Here is a 15,775-nt window from a genome sequence, read left to right as displayed (position 1 = left end):
GGCGGGTCAACCAGCGGACATCGATCAACATAGTGTTGGCCTTTCTCTCAGGCGCTCTTGGTAAGCAGGGGCAGCAACCGGCGGCGTGCCGTATTGCCTTCGGCGAAGTGATGCAGGGCTTCGGGCACCGACGAGCTGAGCGGGACGCCCACCTCCTGGTGGTGGATCTCGGCGGCGACCGGCTGGCTGGCGACTACCGCCCAGTCCACACCGAGTGCGCCGCACCGGTCATCGATGTCGTAGAACAGTGAGATCGCCTGCGGAGAAAAGCTGTTCACGCCACTCAGATCGAGTGCCAATGGCTTCTCCGCAAGGATGAATCGATTCACATACGACGCGATCTGATCGATGTTGTTGGTGTCGATGTCTCCCTTTACGGTGACTACTGTCGCCAGCTGGCGGCATTGCGCACGCATCGATGCGCCCTCGCAGATGACTGCCGAGTTCCCGTACCGAAAGTGTCGATCCAATGCCGGGGTGTTGTTCGTGAATGTCATGATCAGCCTCCCGCCGTCTTTCCTGAGCTCTGGCTGAGCTCCGTCGCGTCAACCTGTTCATAACGCTAAGTGGGCAAAATAAGGCTGCTGGGAGCCAGCGTTAATGCTTTGCTAAGAACATTTGGGACCTACCCGTCGGTAAGGTCGGCGACGATCAGTACGTCCAGAGTTCGGGGCCCGTGGACGCCTTCTACCCGCTGCAGTTCAATGTCGCTGGTGGCGCTGGGGCCGGAGATGAAGGTCAGTGGCCGGGCCGCCGTCAGCTCGGCGAATGCCTGCGGCACGGTGTCGACGATTTGATCAATCCGCACCACACAGAGGTGATGGTCTGGCACCAGGGTCAGCGCCCGCCGCCCCTGCCCAGGACCGGCATCTAGCACGATCGTGCCAGTCGCGGCGATTCCCAGCGTGCATCCGGTCAGTACGGCATCGGCCCGATCGAGTTGCTCCACACTCAGCGTCGGCGCGTCGGGGACCGTCGTCAGCCCGGTCGCCCACTCGAGCGGCAGATCCGCCGGGATGACCACAGTTGCGTCGGGCCCTACGAGCTCGAGGACCGTCGATGCGATCGCGTCGACCCCGATCCGATGGACCCGCGCGCGGTACTCGGCGACCGCCTCGGCGAAGCGCTCGACGTCACCGGCGCCGGTCAGGGGCTCACGGTGGTAGTCCCGCGGCACCGCGACCGACGGTGGCGGTGCCGCGGCCAGGGCACCGCGGATCCGACCGAGCACCGCCGCCCGGGCCGACTCGGACGTCAGACCCGTCACCCTCGGCCTCCCTCGTGGGTCCGGTTCCACCACTGCCGGAACGTCTCGGCGGGCGGCTCGGGAATGTCACGGCTGGCCGTCCACTTCGAGGCGGGCCAAGGCAGCGCGGAGATGCGGTGATCACGTCCGGCGATCAGCCGTCCGGCGCCCAGCGCCTTCTCCGCCAATGCGAACCGGCCCGCGCCGGCCATCGCCCAGCCTGCGGCCTTCATCGCCAGATCCTGTCCGGACGGAATGCCCCCTCTTTCCTGATCCACCTGCGCGCGCGCAGGTGTACCAGGATCGTCGGGATGTCGATGCGCACCGGGCAGGCTTCGAAGCACGCTCCGCACAACGACGAGGCGAACGGCAGGCTGGCGTTGGGGTCATTGTGACCGGTGGTGCCGGTGAGCTGAGGGCTTAGGATCGCCCCGATCGGTCCGGGATACACCGAGCCATAGGCGTGCCCGCCCGTTCGTTCGTAGACCGGGCAGACGTTGAGGCACGCGCTGCACCGGATGCAGTGCAAGGCGGGACGCCCCACCTCGTCGGCCAGCACCCGGGTACGGCCGTTGTCCAACAGCACCAGATGGAATTCCTGGGGGCCGTCGCCGGGATGCACGCCGGTCCACATCGAGGTGTACGGGTTCATGCGTTCCGCGGTCGAGGAGCGCGGCAGCAACTGCATGAAGACCTCGAGATCGGTGAACGACGGCACCACCTTCTCGATGCCCATCACCGTGATCAGCGTCTGCGGCAACGTCAGGCACATCCGGCCGTTGCCCTCGGACTCCACGACGGCCAGCGTGCCGGTCTCGGCGATACCGAAGTTCGCCCCGCTGACCGCGACCTTCGCAGTGAGGAACTTGCGCCGTAGATGGGCCCGGGCCGCCATGGCCAGCACCCGCGGGTCATCGGTCAGCTCACCCGCGTCGGGCATCTCCCGGTCGAAGATCTCGCGGATTTCGGCCCGGTTGCGGTGGATGGCCGGCACCAGGATGTGGCTGGGCTTGTCGTGGCCGAGCTGCACGATCAGCTCGGCCAGGTCGGTTTCGAAAGCGGCGATGCCGTGAGCTTCCAGGTACTCGTTGAGGCCGATCTCCTGGGTGGCCATGGACTTGACCTTGACCACCTCGTCGGATCCGGCGGCGCGGACGAGGTCGGCGACGATGCGGTTGGCCTCCTCGCCGTCGCGGGCCCAGTGCACCACGCCGCCCCGGCGGGTGACGTTGGACTCGAGCTGCTCGAGCAACTCGGGCAACCGCGCCATCACGTCCTGCTTGAGGGCGCTGCCCGCGGCGCGCAACTGTTCCCAGTCGTCGCATTCGGCCACGGCGGCCAACCGTTTGGTCCGGATGGTGTGGGTGGCGTGGCCGATGTTGCGACGCAGTTGGGAGTCGGCCAGCGCGGTGCGCGCGGCTTTCGGAAAGGACTCGTCGCCGCGGAGGTTGCCGACGCCGGGGGTGCCCAGGAATGTGGTCATGCTTCGGCCGCCAAGATCTCGGCCAGGTGCACGGTGCGTACCCCGGAGCGCAGCCGGCTGAGGCCGCCACCGATGTGCATCAGGCATGAGGAGTCTCCGGCACTGCACACCTCGGCCTCGGTCGCCAGGATGTGGGCCATCTTGTCGGCCAGCATCGCCGTGGACGTGTCCGAGTTCTTGATGGCGAATGTTCCGCCGAATCCACAACAGGATTCGGCTTCCGGCAGCTCCACAAGAGTGAGTCCCTGCACGTTGCGTAGCAGGCGCAGAGGCTTGTCGCCCACCCCGAGCATGCGCAGTGAGTGACAGGTCGGGTGATAGGTGACGCGGTGCGGGTAGTAGGCGCCGACGTCGTCGACCCCGAGCAGGTCGATCAGCAGTTCGGACAACTCATAGGTCTTTTCGGCCAGGCGGTCGGCACGGGTGGCCAGGCTCTCGTCGCCGGCGCGGCGGGCCACCATCGCATGTTGGTGACGGACGGACCCCACACACGATCCCGACGGCGCGACGATGGCATCGCAATTCGCGGATTCGAAGGACTCGACGTGATTGCGCACCAGCGCGGTGGCCTCCTGCAAATAGCCGGTGTTGACATGCATTTGGCCGCAACAGGTTTGGCTGGCAGGGAAGACCACCTGGTGACCCAGGCGCTCGAGCAACTGCACCGTGGCGATCGCCGCAGGTGGGAACATCGCATCCGCCAGGCAGGTCGCGAACAGGGCGATTCGCATGCACACTCCTAAACCGTGACGTATCCACAATATGCCGGGAATCCGTAACCGCGGGCGGCTGTTGTTCGGCGTGGCCGCGGAACGCGGTCGGAGAGTGAAAGGCCAGCATGTCGGCAACGGGCGAGGCTGCACCTGCGGTCCGCGAGGTTCAGCGTCCACACGACACCACGATCCGATACACGGTCACCGGCCAGTCCGACGGGCCGACGTTCGCCTTCATTCACGGGTGGGGTTGTGACAGAACCGATTACGACGCCGTCACCGGCTTCCTGTCGGACCGGTACCGCGTCATCGCGATCGATCTCGCCGAGCACGGCGAATCTCGCTCGGCGCGCGAGGTCTGGACGATCGAGGAGTTCGGCCGTGACGTGGTGGCAGTCCTGACCGCCGAGGCTGCGCACAGCGTCGTCGTGGTCGGACATTCCCTCGGCGGTGCGGTAGCGGTCGAATCCGCACGGTTGCTGCCCGCCGCGGTTTCGCACGTCGTTGCGCTGGACGGCCTGCACTACCTGTCGCTGTATCCGGCCCAGGACGAACGGCAGGCACGGGCGGTGCTGCAGCCCTTCTACAACGACTTCGATGCGGCGACGCGGGGCATGGTCGAGGGAGGATCGCCCGAGGGCACCGACCCGGCGCGTACGAACGCCTATTTCACGAAGATGGCGGCTGTACGCCAGCCGGCCGGTCTGCGCGCTATCGAGGGCCTGGTGGACTGGGACATGGACGCCGCGCTCGGTGACGTTCGAGAGCCGGTGACGCTGTTTGCGGTGCGCTCACTCATCAGGCAGGAAGCAATCGAACGCTACCGCGACCGGATCGACATCGTGCCCGTGGATCTGGGCAGCCACCACTTCCACGTCGAATCACCAGAAGGCACTGCTGAATTGCTGATTCAGGTGGTTTCCGATCAGTCGCGGTGTCGATCCGGCGGCCACTGAGCACCGCGGTAGTGCTCCCACGGGTTGTAATCCGCAAGCAGCTCTTCCTGCGGTGGGCGCTCGGCCTCGGGCACGTGCTGCAGGTTGATCCGCACCCGGTACCAGATCGAGCTCGGCCCGCGCATGCCGTCGAGCAGGACGTCGACGGGTTCGAGCCGCGCCGCCACCGCCGGATAGCGCTCGCGCCATACGTCCAGTGCCGCCATGGCTTCGTCTTTGGTTTTGGTCTTGGCGATCTCGATCAGCGGCATGCTCGACTGTCGTCGTCCATCGTGAGACGTGCCCTTCGGGGCTTTCTCCGCCGGGCCGAGTTCCTTGGCGAGCGCGAGCAGCGCGTCCAGCTCGCCGACCGCTAGATCCATGCCTTCCCACGGGTCGCCGATCTCGGCGAACCGGGACGGCACGGTGGTGACCGTGAAGGCTTCGGGGCGGCAGCCGTCGACCTCGTCCCAGCGCAGCGGGGTGGACACCCGGGCATCGGGGGTGGCCCGCACGGAATAGGCGGAGGCCACCGTGCGGTCTTTGGCGTTCTGGTTGAAGTCGACGAAGACCCGGGAGCCCCGCTCTTCCTTCCACCAGCGCGCCGTCGCAATGTCCGGGACGCGTCGCTCGACCTCACGAGCCACCGTCTCGGCAGCCAGCCGCACCTTGGTGAACGGCCACCGCGGGTGGATGCGCGCATAAATGTGGAAGCCGCGCGAGCCCGACGTCTTGGGCCACGCGGTCAGGCCGTGTTCCTCCAGCACCTCGCGGGCCACCTGCGCGACATCGACGATCTGCGACCAGCCGACCCCGGGCATCGGGTCGAGGTCGACCCGTAATTCGTCGGGGTGGTCGAGATCGTCGGCGCGCACGGGGTGGGGGTTGAAATCGACGCATCCGAGGTTCACCGCCCAGGCCAGTCCCGCGGTGTTTCGCAGCACCGCTTCCTTGGCCGAGGTGCCGGACCGGTACTTGAGCTCGGCGACGTCCACATAGTCCGGCCGTTTCTCCGGCGCCCGCTTCTGGAAGATGGCTTCGGTGGAGATTCCCTTGACGAACCGTTTGAGGATCATCGGGCGTTCGTAGACACCACGCAGTGCACCGTCGGCGACTGATCGGTAGTAGTTGATCAGGTCCAGCTTGGTGACATGCGCATCAGGGAAAACCACCTTGTCGGGGTTGCTGACGGCCACCTCGAGGCCGTCGATCTCCAGCGACTCTGCACCGGCCATGACCACATGGTAGTTACCGCCCGCGGTGCGACAGACGTCACTTATTGTGGCGACATGCCAAGTCTGTCTGATCTGCCGGCGAACCTGACCGCGAAAGCCAAGCAGTACGCGGAGCGTGGCGCGGCCGAATTGCACTACGCGCGCAAGATGTTCGAGGCGGGGGCGCTGCGGCTGGAGCCCCCGCAGAACATCGCGGCCATGCTCAACGACATCCGGACCTGGGGCGAGATCGGCATGATCCCCGCCCTCAATGCGCGTCGGCACCCCAACCGTGTCGCGGTCATCGACGACGAGGGCGAGTTGACGTTCGGAGAGCTCGATGCCGCCGCGCACGCGGTCGCCAACGAGCTGCTGACGATGGGCGTGCGCGGTGGGGACGGAGTGGCCATCCTGGCCCGCAATCACCGTTGGTTCCTGATCTCCCAATACGGTGCAGCCAGGGTCGGAGCCCGGATCATCATGCTGAACTCCGAGTTCTCGGGGCCGCAGATCAAAGAGGTCTCCGCGCGCGAGGGCGCGAAGGTGATCATCTACGACGACGAGTACACCGCTGCCGTGGCACACGCCGAACCGGCACTGGGCAAACTGCGGGCGCTGGGCGTCAACCCCGATTCGGAAATGCCGTCAGGCAGCACCGATGAAACGCTGGCCGACGTCATCGCACGCAGCAACGGCCGTCCCGCACCCAAGGCCACCAAACATCCCGCGATCATCATCCTGACCAGCGGCACCACCGGCACTCCCAAGGGCGCCAACCGGGCCGCTCCGCCGTCACTGGCGCCGATCGGGGGAGTGCTGTCCCACGTCCCGTTCAAGGCCGGTGAGGTGACCGCACTGCCCGCGCCGATGTTCCATGCGCTCGGGTTCCTGCACGCCACCATCGCGATGATGCTGGGCTCCACGCTGGTACTCCGTCGCCGGTTCAAGCCGGCCACCGTGTTCGAAGACGTCGAGAAGCACGGAGTCACCGGCTTGGTGGTGGTGCCGGTGATGCTCTCGCGCATGCTCGACCATCTCGATCAGATGCAGCCCAAACCCAATCTGTCGTCGTTGCGGATCGTGTTCGTCTCCGGCTCCCAACTCGGCGCGGAACTGGCATCCCGCGCCCTCAAAGAGCTCGGGCCGGTCATCTACAACCTGTACGGATCGACCGAGATCGCCTTCGCCAGCATCGCGCGCCCCAAGGATCTGTCGATCAATCCGTCGACGGTCGGACCGGTGGTCAAGGGCATCACCGTCAAGATCATCGATGACAACGGCAAGGAGGTGCCGACGGGGCAGGTGGGGCGCATCTTCGTGCGAAACACCTTCCCGTTCAAGGGATATACCGGTGGCGGGGGCAAGGAGATCATCGACGGCATGCTGTCGTCGGGCGACGTCGGATACTTCGACGAGCACGGCCTGCTCTACGTCAGCGGTCGCGACGACGAGATGATCGTCTCCGGTGGCGAGAACGTGTTCCCGGCCGAGGTCGAGGATCTGATCAGCGGACATCCCGACGTCATCGAGGCCACCGCGCTGGGTGTCGAGGACAAGGAATGGGGTGCCCGGCTCAAGGCCTTCGTGGTCAAGGCCGAGGGAGCCAGCCTCGACGAGGACACGGTCAAGGCCTACGTCAAAGAGCATCTGGCGCGCTACAAAGTGCCGCGTGAGGTGGTGTTCCTCGACGAGTTGCCGCGCAACCCGACCGGCAAGATCCTCAAGCGGGAACTCCGCGACCTCGAATGAATCCTGGCGAGCAGACGTGTCGGTACCCCGAAATGCCTGTTTCCGGGCACCGGAGCGTCTGCTCGCCGGTGTTGTCTTTGCCGAACGAGGAATAGTTCGGTCCGACCGGAGGTAATAGCTCCTTGTGAACATCGAACTGACCGGAAAGACCGCACTCGTCACGGGCTCGACGCAAGGCATCGGGCTGGCCATCGCCGAGCAACTGGCACGTAGCGGTGCCCGCGTCGCCGTCAACGGTCGTACGTCGGCCCGCGTCGATGAGGCCGTCGCCAAACTGGGCGAGTTCGACGTCCTGGGTGTTGCCGCCGACGTCTCGACAGAGGAGGGAACTGCCGATCTGCTGCGTCAGTTGCCCGACGTCGACATCCTGGTGAACAATCTCGGCATCTTCGGGGCGGTTCCGCCGATGGAGATCACCGACGAGCAGTGGCGCACCTACTTCGACGTGAATGTGCTTGCAGCCGTGCGGCTTATCCGTAGCTACCTACCGGGCATGACCGAGCGCGGCTGGGGCCGGGCGATCCAGATCGCCAGTGACTCCGCAATTGTCACCCCGGCGGAGATGATCCATTACGGCGTATCCAAGACGGCGCTGCTCGCGGTGTCGCGTGGTTTCGCCAAGGAAGCTGCGGGTACCGGCGTGACCGTGAACTCGGTGATCGCCGGGCCGACCCATACCGCGGGCGTCGAGGATTTCGTCTACCAGCTCGTCGACAAGTCGCTGCCGTGGGACGAGGCGCAGCGGGAGTTCATGATCAAGCATCGGCCGCAGTCGCTGATCCAGCGCCTGATCGAGCCGGACGAGATCGCCAACATGGTGACCTATCTCGCGTCGCCCCTGGCCTCGGCGACCACCGGCGGAGCGCTACGCGTCGACGGCGGATACGTCGACTCGATCCTGCCCTAGAAACTCAACCTCCGGCGGGGCCGCGAGATCGAACGTATTCTGCGGCCATGGGGGCGCAGAGCGTATCGGGAAAAGTCGCCGTGATCACCGGTGGTGCATCGGGTATCGGCGCGGCGCTCGCGGCCAGGCTGGCCGGCCAAGGCGCTGAGGTGTGGATAGCCGATCGGCAGAAGGATGTGGCGCAGGACCTCGCCGACAAGCTTGGTGTCAGTGGCGGAACAGCGCACGCCATCGAACTCGACGTGCGCGACTTTGCCTCGTTCGAGCGCGCGATCGCCACGATCGCGGAGCGGTCGGGCCGCATCGACTACCTGTTCAACAACGCGGGAATCGGGGTCGGCGGCGAGATCGACTCGTACACGCTGGACGACTGGAACGAAGTCTTCGACGTGAACCTGCGTGGTGTCGTGCACGGCATCCAGGCGGTCTATCCCATCATGATCCGGCAGCACAGCGGCCACATCGTGAACACCGCATCCATGGCTGGGCTCATGACCGGTGCGGGTCAGGCGAGCTACTCCGCCACCAAGCATGCCGTCGTGGCCATCTCGCGGACCTTGCGCGTCGAGGCCGAGCGTCACAACGTGCTGGTTTCGGCGCTGTGCCCCGGAGTCGTCCGGACACCGATTCTCAGCGGTGGCAAGTACGGCCGGCTCAAGGGCCCCGGCGTCACCGACGAAGACTTCGTCAAGAAGGTGTGGGAGCCGTTGCGGCCCATGGATCCTGACGTTTTCGCCGAGCGTGTGGTGCGGGCAGTGATGCGGGGCGACGCGATGATCATCGTGCCCGCGTGGTGGAAGTTGTTCTGGTATCTGGAGCGGCTGTCACCGCGGCTGTCGTTGCGCCTCGCGAAAACGGCGCTCGAACGAAGCCGTGCGGTGCAAGCAGAGCTCAACAAGGGGCATTAGGAGAGCATCGCGGTGCCGGGCACGGCCAGGCATACCAACGACAACGCCAGCAGGAACCACCCTGCGCCCTGCCAGATCGGCCAGGTGCCCTCGGCTTTCCACACCTGGTAGGTCCGGATAAACGCCCCGAGCCCGCCGACGAAGGTGATCGTGGGCACCAGCGCGGCCGAGAGCACGGAGTGGTCAAAGGCGTAGAACGTCAGCGCCAAGCCTGCCACGACAACGACGGCGACCACGTAGCCCACCGCGGATCGGAACATTTCCGGGTTGTGCCAACGCTTTTCGACATCGTCTTCATCGCTGCCCATATCTTCGGCTCACATTCGTCACGGCGGCCCGTTGATGTACCAGGCCAGGCAACCCGGCCGGCCGCGGCACGCGATGATGGCGCCGGCATCGGGAGCCGACCCGCGCACCCGCGGCGGTCGGGGTTGCAGATTGCAGTTCACGACGTACGGGTTCCACGGGATGACCCCGTTTACACATGGCTCAGCTTGAATCTCGGCAGGTTCCGCGGAGACCTGCCCCGATACGGCCGTCGGCGCGATGACGACCGCGACTGCCGCTGCGCCCACTGCCACGGGGCGCAGGATGCGCTGTACTGACGTTCTCATCGTTGAGTGCCAACCGTTTCTGGTAGCCGTCTATTTCGACGGTAGCACTCGAGTCACCGGCCGAGCACACGCAAAACTGCCCCTTTTCCAGCGAAAAGAGGCAGTTCTACGTCTGGTCGCGCAAACAGGGTTACGGATCGCGGGGCAGGCCCAGCAGGCGTTCGGCGATGATGTTGAGCTGAACTTCGGTGGTGCCGCCGTAGATCGTGGTGGCGCGGCTGGCCAACAGATACTCGGCCCAGCGGCCGAATTCCTGCTCAGGGTCCCCGACGGCGCCGTCGGTGCCGAAGGAGGCCACCGCGAACTCGGCGTAGCCCTGGCCGGTCTTCATCGACAGCAATTTGGAGATCGCGGCCGCCGGCATGGGGTCCCCGCCGGCCAGTGTCAGCAACGTGGATCGCAGGTTCAGCACCTTGGCGGCATGGCCTTCGGCGATCAGCTGGCCCGCGCGGTTCTGCTCGATCTGGTCGAACTGCCCGTCCCGTAAGAAGGCCACGAACTGGTCGAGGTTGGCCAAGAACGGCGGCTCGCTGCTGCCGATCGACACCCTCTCGTTGGTCAGCGTGTTGCGGCTGACCTCCCAGCCACGGTTGACCTCGCCGAGCACCATGTCGTCGGGTACGAACACGTCGTCGATGAACACGGTGTTGAACATCGCGTTGCCGGTCAGCTCGCGCAGCGGTTTCACCTCGACGCCCGGTGACTTCATGTCCAGCAGGAAGTACGTGATGCCATTGTGTTTTGGCGCGCTTGGTTCGGTTCTCGCCAGCAGGGCGCCCCACTCCGAGAACTGCGCACCCGTCGTCCAGATCTTCTGTCCGGTGATCCGCCAGCCGCCGTCGACCTTGGTGGCCTTGGTGGTCAGGCTGGCCAGGTCAGAACCGGCACCCGGCTCGGAAAACAGCTGGCACCAGATCATCTCGCCGCGGAACGTCGGTGGCAGGAACCGCTGCTGCTGCTCATCGGTGCCGAACGCCACGATCGACGGAATGATCCAGGACGCGATGCCCATGTTCGGCCGCCGCACGCGGCCGGTACTGAATTCCTGGGCGATGATGATCTGCTCGATCGGCTCCGACGCGCGGCCCCACGGCTTGGGTAGGTGCGGCTGCACCCAACCGCCCTCGGCGATCGCGGTATTTCGCTCGGCGCCACTCGGAATAGCTTTCAGCCCAGCGACTTCCGCGCGGATCTCGTCACGCAGCTTCTCGGTGTCCGGATCGAGGTCGATGTCGACCGGCCGCATCCCGGTCGCCGTCGCCGTGTCGACCACCAGTTGCGGGTAGTCCGAGGCCCGGCCGAAGCAGGCAGCCAGCACGAGAGCACGCCGGTAGTAGACGTTGGTGTCGTGTTCCCAGGTGAATCCGATCCCGCCGTGCACCTGGATGCAGTCCTGGGCGGTGTGCTGTGCGGCAGCGGGCGCCAGCGTGGCGGCCACTGCGGCGGCGAACTCGTAATGAGTTTCCGCAGAAGGGTCTTCCTGCGCGTCGTCGAGCGCCCGGGCCGCATCCCAGACGGCGGCGGTGGCCCGCTCGGTGTCGGCGATCATCCCGGCGCACTTGTGCTTGATCGCCTGGAACTGCCCGATCGGCCTGCCGAACTGCTCGCGGATCTTCGCGTATGCGGTGGCGGTGTCGGTGGCCCAGCGCGCGACACCGATCGCCTCGGCCGACAGCAGTGTGGTGATCAGTGCGCGGGCGTGGGCGGTGCTCAGGCTGGTCAACGCCTGGTCGGCCTCGACCTCGACGGCGTTGGCCCGGACGTGGGCCAACGGACGCAACGGGTCGACGCAGCGCACCGGCTCGATCTCGAGCTGGGCGGCGTCCAGCACCACCCACTGGACACCGGACTCGATCGCGACGGGCAGCACCAGGATCGAAGCCTGCGCTGCGGAGGGCACCGCCCGGGCCTCGCCGCGGATCACCAGGCCGTCACCGTGGCGGGTCGCGGTCAGACCGGAGTCGATGGCGTAGGCCGCGATGGTCTCGCCCGAGGCCAGGCCGCTCAGGACCTTCGCCTCGGGGTCGCCGGCCGAGATCAGTGCACTGGCGATCGCCGACGGCACGAAGGGCCCGGGGACCGCGCCGTAGCCGAACTCGGCCAGTGTGATGGCCAGTTCGAGGATGCCGAAACCTTGTCCGCCAACGGATTCCGAGAGGTGAACGCCCAACAGCCCCTGCTCAGCCGTGGCTTTCCAGTACGGCGGGGGATTGGGGATCGGGGTCTCGAGCGCTTCGTGAAGCACCTCCGAGGGCGCCACTCTCGCCACCAGGGACCGGACCGAATCGGCCAGGTCGCTGTGCTCAGACGTGATCGCAATAGGCATGCGGTTCCTCCATCCGGGGCGTACATCTATTAACCGGTCGGTTGGGCCGAGGGTACCCCGGCGTGACCGGCGCCACTCCGGCGGCCTATCTCACCCCGTTAACTACGTGGGCCAACGGCTCGCCGTCATGAATGCGCCGGCAGTTGTCCACCGCCATGGTCAGATACCGCCGCATGGTGTCCGCCGTGTACCAGGTGACATGCGGTGTCAGCACCACATTCGGCAGCTCCAGCAGGGGGTTGCCGAGCGGTACCGGCTCCTCGGCGAACACATCGAGGCCGGCTGCGGCCAGCTGTCCGGTACCCAGCGCCTCCACCAGGGCGGGCTCGTTGATGATCGGCCCACGTGCGGTGTTGATGACGACGGCACCGGGTTTCATCGACGCCAGGGCCGCCTTGTCGAGCAGGCCCCGGGTGGCCTCCGTCAACGGGAGATGCAGCGAGACGATATCGCTGGCGGCCAACAGGTCTGGCAGACTGCGCCACCGCGGGTGACCGGTATCGCGCGTGCTGGTGTGCAGCACCTGTGCCGGCTCGGCACCCATGGCGATGACGATCTTCTCGACCCGCTTCGCGACGTTGCCGTAGCCGATCAGGCCCACCGTGCACCCGCTGATGTCGCGGACGGTCTCGCCCAGGCTGTGATCCGACGGCCAGCCCTTGCCATCCCGAGTGGCGCGATCGAGCTCGGGCAACCGACGCAATGCGGCCAGCATCAGCAGCACGGTGCCCTCGGCCACCGAAGGGGCATTGGCCCCGGGCATGTTGGCCACCAGGATGCCCAGTCGACTGGCGGTGTCGACGTCGATGGTGTTCACCCCGGCGCCGAGCTTGTGCACCAGCCGCAGCCGCAGACCACGCTGGAGATCGTCGCCGGACACCGGGCGTAGCACGTGCCAGAGCACCTCGGCGGACGGCAGCTCCCGGTAGAACGTGGTGTCGTCGTCCTCGGCGCAGAACGTCACGTCGAGCCAGTCCTGATGAGGTGCAAGGAAATCCAGCACCTTGTCACCGGGAGTGAAGTGGGCCAGGACCTTGATCCGGCCGGGGTTCACCGCCACCGCTTCGCGATCCATCCGGCGATGGTATCGGCCTGCTCGTCGCGTGCGCCGGCAGTGGTGAAGTAATGATCTGTGTCGATCGAGAACTGAGATTTGTCCGTGCTCGCCAGCGCGTCGAAGATGCGTTTGGCGTCCGACGGGTACACCCCGGTGTCCTGGTCGGCGTTGATCACCACGGCCGGGCAGGTGATCCGGGCCAGGTGCGGCTCTGCTCGGGTCTGGGCGTGCCGAAGGCTCCACATGCCGATCCAGTTCCGCACTGTGGTGGCCGCGGCGATGCCGCGAGCCGACCGGTTGGCCTTGATCGGTGTCCCCGCGTAGCAGAGATTGGCTTGCCGGTTGGTCGGCTCGATGGCCGGATCGACCATCCTAGGGTCGGCCCAGGTACGCATCACCGTGAACGGACGGTCCGAATAGCCTTCTGCCTGAATCTGTTTGAGCTCCGCCTCGGCCCAGTCGGTGATCTTCTCGTTGCGGGCCACCTGGGCCGCGCGGTAGCGCGCCACGAACTCGGCCGAGAAGGGCGCCGGGTTGCGCTCGTCGAACAGGTCCAGCTCGGGGTCGCTGGCGACGGCGTCGTTCTCGTCGACGACGGAGGCATCCATCCACGCAGTCAGCACATCTGGGCGCCCCGGGTGGGCCGCACTGGCCACATAGCCGTCCGCGGGTAGGAGGTCCGTCAGGCCGGTTGCCGGCCGCATGCCCTCCAGCGGCAGCACGTTCGGGTCGACGGCCTGGGACTGGTAGGCGGCCATCAGCGATCCGCCGCCTGAGTTGCCGAGCAGGACAACGGTTTCGATGTTCTGTTGTTCACGGAGCCAGCGCACGCCCACCCCGATGTCGACCAGTGCGTGGTCCAAGAGGAAGCTGCTCTCGAAGCCGCGGAAACGAGTGTTCCAGCCGAGGAAGCCGATGCCCCTGCGCGCCAGGTGGTCCGCGATGTAGTGCTCGGAGAAGTCGATCTGATAGTGCGTGGCGATCACGGCCACCTTGGGTTTGTGTCCCGCGCCGCGGTAGTAGAGGCCCTGGCATGGGTATCCGCCGGCGCCGGCGCGCTGGGCGGTCGGGGATTCCAGCCCGATGAACTCGCGGACCACTTCCGGTGACGCTGTAGTCATGAACGCGGGGTCTCCTCGTGGTAGATGGTCCGGTAGAACACGTTGGCCAGGGTGGTGATGCAGGCGGTGTCGTCGGCGGCGGCGTCGCGGCCGCCGGACAGTTGTGTGTAGCAGAACTGGTTGAGCATCGATACCAGCGCGACGGCCGTCAGGTGGGCGTCGTCATCGGGGCAGAACCCTTGCTGCTGAGCATGTTTGACCATCTCGGTGATCATGGCGATCGGCAGCTGGCAGATCTCGTCCCAGTATTCGGCGAAGTCGTCGTCGATCATGGCCATCTGGGAGACGCTGATGATCTCGGCGAGGCGGTGCCGGTAGGTCATCCAGTGTGCGGAAGCCGCCTGGTGGCAGCGTTCCCGGTTGGTCAGATTCGGCGCGGTCGCGGGCAGGGCCCGTTCGCGGGCCTCGTTGCGGAATCGCAGAGCCCATTCGCGAACCATGGCCTCTTTCGAGGCGTAATAGTTGTAGAACGAGGCGGCCGACCGGCCTGCCTCCGAGGCGATGTCGGAGATCGTCGTGGCCAGGATGCCCTTGCGGGCGATCACCGCACGGGCCGCATTGTCGATCGCCGACTGGGTCTGGCGGCCGCGCGCGGTCGGCAACGGGGTGCGGGGACTGACGGTCACGGATTTCCTCACTCCCGGCGGCACCGGGAAATGTCGTCTCCCGGCGGGCCGGGAAATCTTGCACGATCATTGATCACATCTGAATCTGATGTTAGATTCAGATTCGCCGCAGCGCCAGTCCTTGGCGCGTTCGCCCCGGAGGTATGTCGACGTGATCAAGCCCAACAATCCCAACTCGGAGTTCGAGTTCGGCGGAATCAACCACGTGGCCCTGGTGTGCGCGGACATGGCGCGCACGGTGGACTTCTACACCAACGTGCTCGGCATGCCGCTGATCAAGTCGCTCGACCTGCCCGGCGACATGGGGCAGCACTTCTTCTTCGACGCCGGCAACGGTGACTGCATCGCGTTCTTCTGGTTCCGGGACGCCCCCGACGGCGTGCCGGGGATCTCGGCGCCGGCCGCCATTCCCGGCATCGGCGAATTCGTCAGCGCCACCGGCTCGCTGAACCACATCGCCCTGCATGTGCCCGCCGAGAAGTTCGACGAGTACCGGCAGAAGCTCAAGGCCAAGGGTGTTCGCGTCGGCCCGGTGCTCAACCACGACGACAGTCCCATGCAGGCTTCGGCCACGGTGCACCCCGGTGTCTACGTCCGGTCGTTCTACTTCCTCGACCCGGACGGCATCACCCTGGAATTCGCTTGCTGGACCAAGGAATTCACGGACAACGACGCCCAGACGCCGCCCAAGACGGCCGCCGACCGTCGTCCGCCCGTGACGGCGGGCAGTTAGCTCCGGCCAGCTCCGGCCCGGTCTCGCACGCCCGCCCGGGCCGCCTGGCCTGCCATTGTCACGCCAGAGTGGCTGTCGGGTTCGACGGCCACGCTGGCGTGACAATGTTGGCGGCCAACTCGGCCGACGCACACGCATTGTCA

15 protein-coding genes and 1 pseudogene are annotated in these 15,775 nt (G+C 66.2%); 5 read left to right on the top strand and 11 right to left on the bottom strand.

From position 1 onward, the window contains the following. Positions 1-47: 47 nt before the first annotated feature. From A5779_RS10630 to A5779_RS10615, 4 genes and pseudogenes are all read right to left on the bottom strand, one after another. On the bottom strand, positions 48-497 hold the full coding sequence (locus A5779_RS10630; protein ID WP_064881579.1) for an STAS domain-containing protein: 450 nt from the start codon (positions 495-497) through the stop codon (positions 48-50). Positions 498-625: 128 nt separating this feature from the next. Then, positions 626-1,267 carry a LutC/YkgG family protein gene (locus A5779_RS10625; RefSeq protein WP_236734723.1) on the bottom strand — a complete coding sequence of 214 codons (642 nt, stop codon included), beginning with the start codon at positions 1,265-1,267 and terminating at the stop codon, positions 626-628. Continuing rightward, a pseudogene (locus A5779_RS10620) lies at positions 1,264-2,729 on the bottom strand (LutB/LldF family L-lactate oxidation iron-sulfur protein). Before A5779_RS10620 ends, A5779_RS10625 begins: the two are co-directional and overlap by 4 nt. Beyond that, a complete protein-coding gene (locus A5779_RS10615; RefSeq protein ID WP_064881576.1) occupies positions 2,726-3,460 on the bottom strand; it encodes a (Fe-S)-binding protein in 735 nt (244 codons plus the stop codon). Before A5779_RS10615 ends, A5779_RS10620 begins: the two are co-directional and overlap by 4 nt. 107 nt (positions 3,461-3,567) lie before the next feature. On the opposite strand from A5779_RS10615, the gene A5779_RS10610 reads away from it, so the two are divergent. Continuing rightward, positions 3,568-4,398: an alpha/beta fold hydrolase gene (locus A5779_RS10610; protein WP_064881575.1), complete on the top strand. Its 831-nt coding sequence runs from the start codon at positions 3,568-3,570 to the stop codon at positions 4,396-4,398. On the opposite strand, the gene ligD is transcribed toward A5779_RS10610, so the two are convergent. After that, complete coding sequence (gene ligD / locus A5779_RS10605; protein WP_064881623.1) at positions 4,368-5,612, bottom strand: non-homologous end-joining DNA ligase; 1,245 nt, start codon at positions 5,610-5,612, stop codon at positions 4,368-4,370. The genes A5779_RS10610 and ligD overlap by 31 nt on opposite strands. Positions 5,613-5,666: 54 nt before the next feature. On the opposite strand from ligD, the gene fadD2 reads away from it, so the two are divergent. From fadD2 to A5779_RS10590, 3 genes are all read left to right on the top strand, one after another. Further along, positions 5,667-7,340 carry a long-chain-fatty-acid--CoA ligase FadD2 gene (gene fadD2, locus A5779_RS10600; RefSeq protein WP_064881574.1) on the top strand — a complete coding sequence of 558 codons (1,674 nt, stop codon included), beginning with the start codon at positions 5,667-5,669 and terminating at the stop codon, positions 7,338-7,340. A gap of 124 nt (positions 7,341-7,464) precedes the next feature. Next, positions 7,465-8,247 carry an SDR family NAD(P)-dependent oxidoreductase gene (locus tag A5779_RS10595; RefSeq protein ID WP_064881573.1) on the top strand — a complete coding sequence of 261 codons (783 nt, stop codon included), beginning with the start codon at positions 7,465-7,467 and terminating at the stop codon, positions 8,245-8,247. A 47-nt stretch (positions 8,248-8,294) separates the two neighbouring features. Continuing rightward, complete coding sequence (locus A5779_RS10590; RefSeq protein ID WP_064881572.1) at positions 8,295-9,155, top strand: SDR family NAD(P)-dependent oxidoreductase; 861 nt, start codon at positions 8,295-8,297, stop codon at positions 9,153-9,155. Here the strand turns inward: A5779_RS10590 and A5779_RS10585 are convergent. The 6 genes from A5779_RS10585 to A5779_RS10560 all read right to left on the bottom strand — a co-directional run bounded on the left by A5779_RS10585 (position 9,152) and on the right by A5779_RS10560 (position 14,899). Further along, entirely contained in the window at positions 9,152-9,463 is a 312-nt protein-coding gene (locus A5779_RS10585; RefSeq protein ID WP_064881571.1) for a hypothetical protein, read from the bottom strand. The genes A5779_RS10590 and A5779_RS10585 overlap by 4 nt on opposite strands. A gap of 18 nt (positions 9,464-9,481) precedes the next feature. After that, positions 9,482-9,736 (bottom strand): hypothetical protein, encoded by a 255-nt coding sequence (locus A5779_RS10580; protein ID WP_330220066.1) that lies wholly within the window; start codon positions 9,734-9,736, stop codon positions 9,482-9,484. 163 nt (positions 9,737-9,899) lie between these two features. Beyond that, a complete protein-coding gene (locus tag A5779_RS10575) occupies positions 9,900-12,095 on the bottom strand; it encodes an acyl-CoA dehydrogenase family protein (RefSeq protein ID WP_064881568.1) in 2,196 nt (731 codons plus the stop codon). 85 nt (positions 12,096-12,180) lie between these two features. After that, a complete protein-coding gene (locus tag A5779_RS10570) occupies positions 12,181-13,170 on the bottom strand; it encodes a 2-hydroxyacid dehydrogenase (RefSeq protein WP_082941633.1) in 990 nt (329 codons plus the stop codon). Then, entirely contained in the window at positions 13,146-14,273 is a 1,128-nt protein-coding gene (locus A5779_RS10565) for an alpha/beta hydrolase family protein (RefSeq protein WP_064881566.1), read from the bottom strand. The genes A5779_RS10570 and A5779_RS10565 overlap by 25 nt, the downstream gene beginning before the upstream one ends. Then, positions 14,270-14,899 (bottom strand): TetR/AcrR family transcriptional regulator, encoded by a 630-nt coding sequence (locus A5779_RS10560; RefSeq protein ID WP_064881564.1) that lies wholly within the window; start codon positions 14,897-14,899, stop codon positions 14,270-14,272. Before A5779_RS10560 ends, A5779_RS10565 begins: the two co-directional genes overlap by 4 nt. Before the next feature lie 151 nt (positions 14,900-15,050). Between A5779_RS10560 and A5779_RS10555 the strand changes: the two genes are divergently transcribed. Beyond that, positions 15,051-15,632: a VOC family protein gene (locus A5779_RS10555; RefSeq protein WP_064881562.1), complete on the top strand. Its 582-nt coding sequence runs from the start codon at positions 15,051-15,053 to the stop codon at positions 15,630-15,632. The last annotated feature ends 143 nt before the right edge of the window (positions 15,633-15,775 follow it).

The organism is Mycolicibacterium peregrinum (assembly GCF_001665625.1).
Classification (GTDB): Bacteria; Actinomycetota; Actinomycetes; order Mycobacteriales; family Mycobacteriaceae; genus Mycobacterium; species Mycobacterium peregrinum_B.
The sequence above is the reverse complement of the archived record's forward strand: the minus strand, read 5'-3'. Positions and strand labels throughout refer to the sequence as shown.